This is a genomic window from Chryseobacterium sp. MA9, assembly GCF_024399315.1.
Taxonomy (GTDB): domain Bacteria; phylum Bacteroidota; class Bacteroidia; order Flavobacteriales; family Weeksellaceae; genus Chryseobacterium.
Map to the genome: position 1 here is coordinate 2928774 of NZ_CP075170.1, position 12046 is coordinate 2940819.

The following is a 12046-nucleotide window of genomic DNA, read 5'->3' on the forward strand; positions in this document are numbered from 1 at the left end:
TAATTTTCTTATGTATAAAAATTTAATATAAAAACTTTTAACTTGCCTTATGAAAAAAATGTACTTCATAGCCATCTACCCTCCTCAGGAGATTATAGAAGAAATAAAAGTCTTTAAAAGAGATCTGGTAACAAATTATTCCAATTCCAAAGCTTTGAAAAATGAAGCCCATATTACACTATTTCCTCCCTTTTCCAGAGAAATTGAACTGGAGGATGATATTCATGTTGCTTTTCAGAAGATCAATACAGAAATCACTCCTTTTGAAGTAGAACTGGATGGCTTTGGAAGTTTTCCTAATCCTAAAAATCCTGTACTCTATATTCAGCCAAAAGAAAATATTCATTTAACTGAGCTTTATCATAGGGTAAAAGAGTACTTTAATTTCATACATTATTCTTTTAGTCCTCATATGACTGTAGGATACAGAGATCTGAGTTGGGAAAATTATCTTAAAGCCTGGGAAAAATATGAAACAAAGGAATACAAAACTAAATTCTTAGTTGACAAAATAATACTTCTCCGTCACGATGGACAATGGCTACCTATAGCAGAGAAAAAACTGAAAAAATAAAACCGGCTGCTGAAGCCGGCTTGTTATATTTATTCTTTTATGATCTTCTGAGAAAGAATCAGATTTTTGTTTTCTTTTACATTCAGCAGATAGGTACCCGCCGGATAGTTTTTAATATCAACCTTTAGTCCAGTATCTTTGAATTCAAATCTGGATGGGATCAATTTTCCGGAAGTATCATAGATTTCTACTTTTATATCTTTTGAAAAATCCTGTTTTCCTTTAATGTAAAATTCTCCGTCTGTAGGATTCGGGTAAATACTGAAACGTCTTTCTTCAGCTTTTACTTCTGAAAGTTTAAGAGTAGATTTACTTAGAGTCCAGGAAACAGTAGTAACATGAAGTGTACTGTGGTTATCAACTTTCAAAAGCGTATTGTTATCTACTACGGACAATGTTAAGGTATTATTCCCATTGTTCAGTTGAGCAGGAGTAATGGTAATGCTACTTCCTGTTGATCCAAGTATTGTCCCATTTAAACTCCAGGTATTGACCAATGTGTTAGGATTGGGAAGAATTTCATTAGCAGTAAAAGTGACATTAGATGTAGCATCTACTGAAGTATTATTTGCCGGCGTATAGGAATCTATAGGAGACACTAAACCATGGATTTTTTCAATAATTGCCTCTTTACATACGGAGCAGAACTGCTGGTTAAGATACCTCATCTCACAACTCTGATGCGGACGGAACCAAGTAGGACTTTCAGCGTGGGCATATACTCCTACTCCATTTAATCCTACCCAATTTTTCCATTTGATAGTCGCAGGATTGGAGTTTTGAGTTTTATTGGCAGATTCCAGTGAACCTGAAAACCAATATTCATCAGCTAATTTTCCAAATGAATGTCCTAGCTCATGCACCACAATTTCATTTGAAGAACCATTTAATGAGGCAAAGGCATAAGTTCCTCCACAGCCTCCATATTCTGTAGAATTGCCCAATACATAGGTAATATCATAATCAGGGATATTGGCCGCCAGCACCTGCCCGACTTTATTGGTTGTATTACTGTATATACATCTGTGAACTCCTACATCGAAAGTAGAACCCAGATAATTATTAGGATTGGTAACGGGGATTACAGGTTCAGTAACATCTGTTGCTGTCCCTGGATGCTTCACTCCCGATTCTGTGGAAATCACTTTTACAGCATAAGCATTAAAGTAATTTTTATATTCTGTATAGGGACTTTTTGTAAAAAGATAATTAACGGTATTCTGAGCTGAAGTTGTAAAAGCGGCTTGCTGTGCGGCGGTAAATCCGTCTCCTAAAACAGCAATAATAATCCTTTTGCTGTTGTCTCCGTTCTGTAAAAGCGGAACAGTCTCAAATGTCTGGGCAAAACAGCTGCCTCCAATCAAAAGGGATAATAAAACTTTTTTCATAATTATAATTTTTTTGTGAATAATAGTTGTGTTCCATCATCAGTTGCCTTTTCAACCTTTACAGTCTGCACATTTTCAGAATAGGAAAAACGGGCACTGAACTCTGTGCTTTGAAGGGAAGCTTTATGTCTGGAAATTCCTTCTTTTTCGTACACTTCCAATTCAGGATTAAAAGGATCTTTCACAAGCTGTCTGGCAACTTCTTTTCCGCCGGACTCTGTCAGCGTGATAATAAAGTCTCCTTTATGAGCTTCATTTCTTTCAAAAGAAGAAATCTGTTTCAGTTTTCCATCCGTAATTCTACTGCTTTGGAGGGTAACTTTTGCATTTCCAGATTGATCTTTATCTGCTTTGAAAAACAAATAAATAATTCGATCACTTTTTTTTACCGCGGTTTCTGAAAGTGACTGCCTTTTTTGAGTTAATCCATTCTCTTTCTGAAAGCTACAGAACAGAAAAGCAGGAACAATGAGTACATTAAATACATTTTTCATAATCATTTTTTTTTTAAAGGTACTAAAGTTTTAAATATAAATGAAAGTCATTTCCAATACTTTTTCACTCATAAAAAACTTAGAAAGTCCTATCTTTGGAGCAATGATTTCAGAGAAAATAATTTTAGGTATTGACCCGGGAACAACTGTGATGGGATTTGGCATTATCTCCGTAAAAAAAGGGAAAATGGAGATGGTTTCTATTCATGAACTCATCTTAAAAAAATACCCTAACCACGAAACCAAGCTCAAATATATTTTTGAAAGAACGCTATCGCTTATCGACGAATTTCATCCGGATGAAGTAGCTCTTGAAGCTCCTTTCTTTGGAAAAAACGTACAGAGTATGCTTAAACTTGGCCGTGCACAGGGAGTAGCCATGGCTGCCAGCCTTTACAGAAATATTCCTATCACCGAATATTCTCCAAAAAAAATCAAAATGGCCATCACCGGAAATGGAAACGCCAGTAAAGAACAGGTAGCAGGTATGCTTCAGAATCTTCTTAATTTAAAAGAATTCCCTACCAAATATCTGGATGCCTCCGACGGACTTGCCGTTGCTGTATGCCATCATTTTAATTCCGGAACCATAGCAGATACCAAATCATATTCCGGATGGGAAAGCTTTTTGAAGCAGAATCCGGATAGATTGAAATAATTTTTAAGCTTCTTTTTAAACGTTTAAAAAACAATATTTTATGAAAACACATGCAATTACTTGGTAAAACATAATACTATCTTTTACATTGGTATGATTTTTAGTACTACCTTTGTATAAATTTTCAGTTATGAAAACAAACCAACAAACTATAAATCAAGGGACTCATAAAATAAACTGGTTCCAAAAGTTCCTGATGGTATGCTCCGGCGGGAACATCCATATTTTAAGAAAGACTCCAAGTGAATGGAATAAATTTTCAGGGATTGGAGGTATCGTACTTTTCACAGCGGTATTTGCTACTTTATCTGCAGGCTATGCCATGTATACTGTATTCGACAATATCTGGACTGCCATAGGATTTGGAATTCTTTGGGGTCTGATGATCTTTAATCTTGACCGTTATATCGTTTCCTCCATTAAAAAAACAGGTACCTGGTGGAATCAGATTTTGATGGCTATTCCGCGTCTTATCCTTGCCACATTTTTAGGGATTATTATTTCGAAACCATTAGAGCTTAAAATTTTTGAGAAAGAGGTAAACAAGCAGTTGAATACGATCATCCAAAGGAATAAAAAACAGCTTCAGGGAGAAATGAACGGAAGAATTCTTCAACAGAGCGGGCCTTTTGAAACAGAAAAGCAACAGATTTCAGGAAAGATAGCACAGTATCAGAAAGCCTATGACTCTGCTTCAGTGGAACTTGAAAAAGAAATTCTGGGAAAACAATCAGGCTTAACCAGTGGAAAAGAAGGTTACGGACCGAATGCTAAACGTAAACAGGAATTGAAAGAGCAACGCAGACAAGATCTTGAAAACTATCAAAAACAGGCTTCTCCAAGACTGGAATATCTGGATAAAGAAATCTCCAAGGTATATACAAATCTGGAAACTGAAAGAAAATCTACAGAGACTTTTGAAGATAAATTTAACGGGTTTGCGGCAAGACTTCAGGCATTGGATGAACTGGGTAAAAATTCGGCTATTATAGGACTGGCAGCCGCTTTTATTATGGGACTGTTTATCTGTCTTGAAATCTCCCCGGTCCTTGTAAAATTAATTTCTCATATAGGGCCTTATGATTATCTTTTAGAAAAAACAGAAAATGATTTCAGATTGTATTCCAAAGAAAAAATTGAAAAAGGAAATGCTCTGACAGATTTCAGGATTGAAGATTTTAAGGATAATTTGAAAAATTAATTATCATATGTATGGGCTATTGGTAATTTAAACATTAGAGAAAAAATCTATATAATATTAATATTTAATTAATAAAATCTACCTTTCATTAAATTAATGAAAGGTTTTTGTTTTTATAATTCATTATATGTGAAATATTTTCTAATTTTATATTACTTAAAACCTTGTCATCATGAAAAACTTATTTCTTGCATGTACACTGCTGATCTGCGGTGCATTTGCCCCTGCCTTAAAAGCTCAGGCATCAGAACCATTTTTAGGGCAAATAGCCTTTGTACCTTATAATTTTGCTCCAAAGTATTGGGCAGAATGTAATGGGCAGATCCTGCCCATCGCTCAAAATCAAGCACTTTTTTCATTGTTGGGAACCACCTATGGAGGAAATGGAACTACCACATTTGCTTTACCTGATATGAGGGGAAGAGTACTTGTTCATAACGGACAGGCTCCTGGAGGACCTACAACGTACTCTATGGGACAAACCGGCGGAACCGAAAGTGTAACATTATTGATAACACAAATGCCAGCTCACAATCATACTGTAAGTGCTGTAACAGCGGAAGGAAATCAAAATTCACCGACAAATAATCTTCCGGCAGACACCAAAATTCTTGATAAAGAATATTCTGATACAGCCGCCAACACTACGATGAAAAGCACAATGGTAGGAAACACAGGAGGAAGCCAGCCTCATGAAAACAGACCTCCCTTTATCACTCTGAAATGCATCATTGCATTGGCAGGAGTCTTTCCATCACAAAATTAATAGTTATGAAAATTCTTTACGTATTATGTCTTGCTATGGGAAGCTCAGCTTTTACGCAGACAATAACTTTTAGTGGATGTCCTAATCTGTTTGATAGTCCGCCTAATACTTATGTCTTTAACAAAACAGGAGTAGATGCTTTTAGTAAGAACATCTATATGACGACTCCTATTGATGGCGGACAAGATTGTAATGGATTAGGTACCTGTGAATTTAAAATCCAATGGAATAACACCCTTACCAGATGGGAATTTCTTGGTGATGAAGGAAACGGAACTTTTACAACTCCCTATCTTATTTATTATAATTCAACAGGAAATAATTCTGTTCCGATACCTCCAGGTAATAGTATTGGAACCTGGGTTGAAAATACAGCAATGACAAACGGGCAATGCGGAGGAAACCTTACTGCGGTAAATTCCACAATGACAGGTGATGTACAGACCACAACATTGGGAACTTCAGATCTTTCTAAAAATAAAATCCAGATTTTCCCTAATCCTGTAACAGATTTTATTCGTATTTCCGGCATTGAGGACGGATTATCTATCCAAATTTATAATATTGACGGACGACTTGTAAAATCTGAAATGTTTGATTCAAAAATTGATGTTTCGCAACTTATTCCAGGTGGTTATATATTAAAAATAAGTGCCAGAAATTTCCAAACTCATCAATTTAAATTCGTGAAAAAATAACCTACTGTTTTATAAGGAAAAACCTTTTAAAGCTTTCGGAATTTCCGGAAGCTTTTATTTTTCATCACGAGGAACATTTTTTGTATGAGTCCTAGTATGCCTTCAAGTGTTGTACATCATTTCATTTATTTCCCGGATACTGAAATATTACGAATTATATATCAGTCAGGAGCGGTTTATGATTATCTTAAAGTACCATCTGACATTATTGAAAAGTTTAAGGAGGCAAGATCCAAAGGGCAATTTTTAAATAAAGTGATCAAGCCCAGATTTAAATATATTAGAATTAAATAAAAAATGCCCCCATTTCAATGGAGACATTTTTTATTTGAATATTTCTTATGATTTTATAAAGAATAATTCGGAGCTTCCTGTGTGATAATTACATCATGCGGGTGAGATTCTTTCAATCCGCTTCCGGTAATCATTACCAGTTTAGAATCTCTCTGAAGCGTTTCAATATCTTTTGCACCACAGTATCCCATACCAGCTCTCAAGCCTCCAGTCAACTGGAAAATCACATCTTCCAATTTTCCTTTGTGTGGAACTCTTCCTTCAATTCCTTCCGGAACGAATTTTTTAGCTTCACTCTGGAAATATCTTTCTTTACCTCCTCTCTTCATTGCTGAAAGGCTTCCCATTCCCTGGTAAGATTTGAATTTTCTTCCCTGGAAAATAATTTCTTCTCCCGGAGCTTCGTCTGTACCAGCTAAAAGTGAACCAAGCATTACTGCACCCGCTCCACTAGCAATAGCTTTAACAATATCTCCTGAAAGTTTGATACCTCCATCACCAATTACAGCTACATTTTGAGATTTAGCATATTCGTAAACGTTATAGATTGCAGAAAGCTGAGGAACTCCTACCCCGGCAACAACTCTGGTTGTACAGATAGACCCAGGCCCTACACCTACTTTCAAAACGTTTGCTCCCGCTTCAATAAGGTCTTTAGCCGCATCTGCAGTTACAATGTTTCCTCCTACAATATCAAGGTCCGGATATGCTTTTCTGATTTCAGAAATTTTATCTAAAACTCCTTTTGAATGACCGTGTGCAGAATCTATTGCTACGATATCAACTCCTGCCTTTACCAAAGCCTCAATTCTCGTCAATGTATCTTCTCCTACACCTACTCCTGCTCCTACAATAAGACGGCCACTCTCATCTTTATTAGCATTCGGGTACTCCAGCTGATTATCGATATCCTTGATGGTAATTAAACCTACAAGTTTATTGTCTTTATCTACAATAGGAAGTTTTTCAACTCTGTTTTTAAGAAGGATTTCTTTTGCCTTTTCAAGGTTGGTATTTTTGTCGGAAGTGATCAAATTTTCTTTGGTCATGATCTCTTCAACTTTCATATCAAGATTTTCCTGATATTTTACATCTCTGTTGGTAATAATTCCGATCAGAACATTATTAGGATCCACTACCGGAAGACCGGAAATCTTATATCTTGACATAAGATCTCTAGCTTCACCTAAAGTATGATCTTTAGATAATGTAACCGGATCTGAGATCATTCCGTTTTCGGAACGCTTTACACGGTTTACCTGAGCAGCCTGCTCAGCGATCGTCATGTTTTTGTGGATAAAGCCTAACCCTCCAACTCTTGCTAAAGCAATTGCCAGATCAGCTTCAGTAACAGTGTCCATCGCAGCGGAAACTATCGGAACATTCAGCGTGATTTTGTCGGTAAGTCTTGATTTTAATGAAACCTGATTAGGTAAAACTTCTGAATAAGAAGGGACTAGAAGAACGTCATCGAAAGTGATGGCTGTCTCTACAATTTTGTTATGAATAGACATCTTTACTTTCTTTGCAAAATTAGGTTATTTTAATGAGATATGAAAATCCTTTTTAATAGTTTAAATAAAATTTAATAATCAATAACTTAAATCGAAAAACCGCTCTTTTGTCAGAACGGTTACGGTACAAAATAATTGAATATGTAGAAACTACTTTAGTTATAGGTTAAACAATGAATATTTAAGGTAATTTGGCAGAATTATTTAGCGGAAACAGAATTAATCATTTTTGAGATATCATCAGGAGTAAAGTTTCCTTTCACATCTACAAACACTATATCATTTTTATTGGAACCTACCGTGATCAGCATATTTTTTATAATTTCTCCATCCTGCTTTACCCGAATATTGATATTATCTCCGTCATGTTTTATGGTAGCCCACTCTTCATAATGGTTATTATTTAAAAACTGAGCATAGTCATTTAGCATTTCGCTGCTTCCGTTTGTTACGGTAAGAACTTTTATTTTTGAAGCTTTCTTTACCAGGTTGATTGTTTCCTCTCTTTCTCCTTCTTCCCTTAAAGCCTTTTTAATATATGATTTAGCGAGAACCATGGGTACATTAATACTTGCAAACCGCGCTTCTTTGAAATCATATTGTGAGTTTTGAAAAAAGTCGATGTTCGGTTTTTCTGATACGATACACGACTGAAGCATACCTATTGTCAGAATAGCGAGGAAAATGTTTTTAAGAGTCTTCATAGTTTAGTTTTTATTTGATTTGTCTGAGGCTTCCTCCTGAAATTTTATCTACTTTAGCATCCAGTTCAGGGTTTCCTCTCAGCTTTACAGCAGCTCCTGAAGAAACACTTACTTTTAGTTTATCTGTAACCAGCAGAGAAAGACTTGCACCTGAAGTAGATTCTACCACTGCTGTAGCAATCTTAAGATCATCTGCTTTACAAGATGCTCCACTGCTGATATCAATTACTGCAGAGGCCGCCTCTCCGGATATATTAACATTTGCACCACTGGAAGTATCCAATACCAATTTTGATGTTTTAATATCAACATCCAGTACAGAACCTGAGCTTACTTCCACAGCTGCAGCCTCCTTCACATTGAATGTTCCTTTAATAATAGAACCAGACTCTGCTTCAATCGCCAAACTGCTTTCTGTAACAGGATTCACTGCTGTAAAGACACTGCCTGATGATGTTTTTATAGCATTAATACTAGGAGCAGAAACATTGACGTTAAGGTTTTTAAACCTCAGGTTTCGAACTCCTTTATTATCAACATATATCTTTAAAACTCCATTTTCCACTTTCGTGATTACATATTGAAGCTTATCTGCATCCGCAATAACTTTTACACTTCTTGTATTTTCCTGTTTAAAGGTAACATTTACTCCTACGCTGGCATCTATCTTTGAGAATTCACCTACATTTCTGTTATCTCCGTTCAGGTAGGATGATGTGTTACCTGAAGTAAGATCATTTCTCACAGAAGTTGTGACAGAAGAAGTAGTTGTTTCACCGGAATTAATGATCTTGTTAACGTCAGATAATTTCATTTTCCCGTTAAGAATAAAAATAATATTCTCTTCTTTAGAATCAACATTAAACACTAAGTTTTCCAGATAATTATCTCTTTCTTCTTCAGCCAAAAATTTCATAGAAGTTCCGTCACTACTCATGGACATCAGTTCATTGAAGTTAAGAGACTTCAAAGCATTGTTTACTCTCGCCGTTTTCTCTTCATTCATTTTTATATTGGCAAGATTTTCATCTTTTAAGCGATCCGGAAAAGTGATTTTTGGAATAATCAGAATTTTAAGACCTTCTACCTCATTCAGAATAGGTTTTATTTTTCCGATATAGGCATCATCAACATCAATGGTATTCAATAGCTTGAACATCGGTTTTTTGATATTGATAGAGGTTACTCTTCCATTTTTTTCAAAATCCTGAAAAAGCTTGTCTAATTTCTCAGTCTGTGCAGAAGAAGTTGCAAAGCTGCTTAGCATTATGGCTATTATAAAAAATATTTTTTTCATGAGATTGTTCTGATTTTTAGTATTCGCTGTCAAGATTTTCATTTTTCTGAGAAGATGCTACTGTTTTTTTAAACTCGTTTCCTAATTTCATAAAGGAATATTTGGCAACATCTATGGCTTCTTTTTCACTACTGATTCTCTTGCCGTTTACAATCACATAAGAGTCATTGTATGCAGATACAGAATCATTTAAGTTTTTCTTGTTGGAGGCATTGCTGACATATCTGGGTCTTGTTTCCTTTTTAAGTCTTCCTCTTTTTGGCAGGATTTCATCCAATACATCTTTTTCTGCTACCTGATTATCCTGAAAAACAGAATCTTTTTTCACTCCGGAAATAGAATCAGTATGATTAACTGCAACTTGTTCCTGATGATCACTGTTTTCTTCAATGAATCCGGATTTCTGTTTTAAGATTTCATCTTTTACCAGTTTTCCTTTATCCTGTGCGTCCTTATTATTGTTATTCAGGAAGAGTCCGATACTGAAAACCAGCATTACACTGGCGGCCATCCAGAACCATTTAGGAAAGGAGGGTTTCTTCTTTTCTTCCAATGGAATAACAGGCGCAATATTCTGTTCAGGCTCCGCACCTTCTGCAGTCTGAAGAAAGTCTTCAAAACTCCAGTCCATTTTTTCTTCCTTGATATCCCGGAAGACTTCGTTGTATTTATCTTGTAATTGATCTTTTTTCATAGCTCATCAGTTGTGAGATTTGTTCTTTTACTTTTTGTCTCGCACGCATCAGGTTTACCCTTACTGCATTTTCCTCCATTTCCAGCATTTCAGAAATTTCGGAAACTTCGTATTCTTCTACATCTTTCAAGTGGATGACCATCTTCTGTTTTTCAGGGAGCTGATTGATAAATCCTACAATATGTTCCTTAAGGTTATCAACTTCCATACTGTAAAGCTCCGAGCGATGAAGCTGCATATCCGCAAAGCCGATCTTCACATCGTGATGCTTCAGCCTGTTCAGGCATTCGTTCCGGACAGACTTCAGTGCATAGGATTTAAAATTCCCGAATTGCCCCAGCTCATCCCTCTTCTGCCAAAACTTCATCATGAGATCCTGTACTACATCTTCTGCTTCATCACTGCTCATGACAAACCGCTTCGCAAAACGATACATCTCGTCTTTGAGAATAAACACCGTATTCTTGAAAGTTTCTTGGGTCATGAGTTTTGTTTCTTATAGGTAAGACAATTGCCGTTACAGATCTATTACATCAAAAATAAAAAAACTTCAAAAAAGATTGAAGTTTTTATTATAATCGAATTAATACGAATCAAAAATATGTTTTAAAATCGCTTTATCTTCTTCTGTTAAAGCCACTTTTCTTCTCGCCATGGCCCTTTCTGCCACTTCATATACTTTATCCAGTCTGAATCTTTCATCATCTTTCATTCCTCCCCATGAAAAGTTTTCCACAAGGTTTGGTGGAAAGCCCGGTTTAAAAATATTGGATGCCACTCCAATTACTGTTCCGGTATTCAACTGAGTGTTGATGGCAGTTTTGGAATGATCTCCCATAATAAGACCGGCAAATTGCAAGCCCGTATCTTCAAAAGCTTTGGTTCTGTAATTCCAGAATTTTACATTTCCATAATTATTTTTCATATTCGAAGAATTGGTATCAGCTCCGAAATTACACCATTCCCCAATCACAGAGTTCCCTACAAAACCTTCGTGTCCTTTACTGGAGTACCCGAATATAATAATATTATTCACTTCTCCCCCTACTTTACAATGTGGCCCAACTGTAGTTGCTCCATAAATCTTAGCTCCAAGATTAAATTTGGAATCATCACAAAGAGCTATCGGCCCGCGAAGATGGCAGCCTTCCATGACTTCAGTATTTTTACCGATATAAATCTTACCTGTTTTTGTATTGATTGTTGAGAATTCAACATAAGCTCCTTCTTCAATAAACAGGTCTTTTTTATCACCTAAAAATCCATTGGTTGAAGATAATTCCTGTGAAGTCCTTCCCTTGGTCAGCAGATCAAAATCGAAATCAATCGCGTGATGGTTGTAGGTAAACAAATCTTTTGGTCTTTTAAAGAAAATCAAATCTTCTTTGATATCTGTCATTTTCTCAATCTGATTCAGAGAAAAACCTTTCATATTGATTTTAGCAGCGATCAATTCGTCTTCATAAACCAACGCTTCTCCCAGCTTAAGATCCTTAATCTGTTGAATTACGGTTTCTGTGGGAATGAAATTCGGAACTAAAAAGAGACTTTCTTTTTCCTCCGGGCTTTTAAATTTATCCTGAAGATACATTTCTGTGAAGTAAGAAATTTCTGTGTTTTCAAGAATTTTCTGCCATCTTTCAGAGAATGTAAGGATTCCGCATCGCATAGCGGCAATCGGACGTGTAAAAGTAAGCGGAAGAAAGTCTTCCCAATATTGTGCGTCTGAAAATACTAATTGCATCATTCAGTTTTTGATTTAAA

The 12046-nt window shown here is 35.9% G+C and carries 14 protein-coding genes; 6 read left to right on the top strand and 8 right to left on the bottom strand.

The window, feature by feature from the left end; all coding sequences use genetic code 11:
- The first annotated feature begins 49 nt into the window (after nucleotides 1-49).
- Entirely contained in the window at nucleotides 50-574 is a 525-nt protein-coding gene (locus KIK00_RS13330) for a 2'-5' RNA ligase family protein (protein ID WP_255812874.1), read from the top strand.
- A 29-nt stretch (nucleotides 575-603) separates the two neighbouring features.
- On the opposite strand, the gene KIK00_RS13335 is transcribed toward KIK00_RS13330, so the two are convergent.
- Entirely contained in the window at nucleotides 604-1962 is a 1359-nt protein-coding gene (locus KIK00_RS13335) for a M64 family metallopeptidase (RefSeq protein ID WP_255812875.1), read from the bottom strand.
- A gap of 2 nt (nucleotides 1963-1964) precedes the next feature.
- Nucleotides 1965-2456 (bottom strand): hypothetical protein, encoded by a 492-nt coding sequence (locus tag KIK00_RS13340; RefSeq protein WP_255812876.1) that lies wholly within the window; start codon nucleotides 2454-2456, stop codon nucleotides 1965-1967.
- A gap of 103 nt (nucleotides 2457-2559) precedes the next feature.
- On the opposite strand from KIK00_RS13340, the gene ruvC reads away from it, so the two are divergent.
- From ruvC to KIK00_RS13365, 5 genes are all read left to right on the top strand, one after another.
- Nucleotides 2560-3114, top strand: coding sequence for a crossover junction endodeoxyribonuclease RuvC (gene ruvC, locus KIK00_RS13345; protein WP_047098744.1), 555 nt, complete (start codon nucleotides 2560-2562; stop codon nucleotides 3112-3114).
- 130 nt (nucleotides 3115-3244) lie between these two features.
- A complete protein-coding gene (locus tag KIK00_RS13350; RefSeq protein WP_255812877.1) occupies nucleotides 3245-4315 on the top strand; it encodes a DUF4407 domain-containing protein in 1071 nt (356 codons plus the stop codon).
- Between the two features lie 172 nt (nucleotides 4316-4487).
- A complete protein-coding gene (locus KIK00_RS13355; protein ID WP_255812878.1) occupies nucleotides 4488-5081 on the top strand; it encodes a phage tail protein in 594 nt (197 codons plus the stop codon).
- Nucleotides 5082-5086: 5 nt separating this feature from the next.
- Nucleotides 5087-5779 carry a T9SS type A sorting domain-containing protein gene (locus tag KIK00_RS13360; RefSeq protein WP_255812879.1) on the top strand — a complete coding sequence of 231 codons (693 nt, stop codon included), beginning with the start codon at nucleotides 5087-5089 and terminating at the stop codon, nucleotides 5777-5779.
- A gap of 96 nt (nucleotides 5780-5875) precedes the next feature.
- Complete coding sequence (locus KIK00_RS13365) at nucleotides 5876-6073, top strand: KTSC domain-containing protein (RefSeq protein ID WP_255816674.1); 198 nt, start codon at nucleotides 5876-5878, stop codon at nucleotides 6071-6073.
- 53 nt (nucleotides 6074-6126) lie between these two features.
- Here KIK00_RS13365 and guaB read toward each other — a convergent pair whose 3' ends face one another.
- The 6 genes from guaB to KIK00_RS13395 form a co-directional block, all read right to left on the bottom strand.
- On the bottom strand, nucleotides 6127-7587 hold the full coding sequence (gene guaB / locus KIK00_RS13370; protein WP_121489378.1) for an IMP dehydrogenase: 1461 nt from the start codon (nucleotides 7585-7587) through the stop codon (nucleotides 6127-6129).
- 200 nt (nucleotides 7588-7787) lie between these two features.
- The gene (locus KIK00_RS13375; protein WP_255812880.1) at nucleotides 7788-8291 is read right to left on the bottom strand and encodes a DUF4252 domain-containing protein; all 504 of its coding nucleotides are present in this window, start codon (nucleotides 8289-8291) and stop codon (nucleotides 7788-7790) included.
- A 10-nt stretch (nucleotides 8292-8301) separates the two neighbouring features.
- Nucleotides 8302-9588 carry a DUF4252 domain-containing protein gene (locus KIK00_RS13380; protein ID WP_255812881.1) on the bottom strand — a complete coding sequence of 429 codons (1287 nt, stop codon included), beginning with the start codon at nucleotides 9586-9588 and terminating at the stop codon, nucleotides 8302-8304.
- Nucleotides 9589-9604: 16 nt separating this feature from the next.
- On the bottom strand, nucleotides 9605-10282 hold the full coding sequence (locus KIK00_RS13385) for a hypothetical protein (protein WP_255812882.1): 678 nt from the start codon (nucleotides 10280-10282) through the stop codon (nucleotides 9605-9607).
- Entirely contained in the window at nucleotides 10257-10766 is a 510-nt protein-coding gene (locus KIK00_RS13390) for an RNA polymerase sigma factor (protein WP_047373602.1), read from the bottom strand. Before KIK00_RS13390 ends, KIK00_RS13385 begins: the two co-directional genes overlap by 26 nt.
- Before the next feature lie 99 nt (nucleotides 10767-10865).
- Complete coding sequence (locus KIK00_RS13395; RefSeq protein ID WP_255816675.1) at nucleotides 10866-12026, bottom strand: putative sugar nucleotidyl transferase; 1161 nt, start codon at nucleotides 12024-12026, stop codon at nucleotides 10866-10868.
- Nucleotides 12027-12046 lie beyond the last annotated feature (20 nt).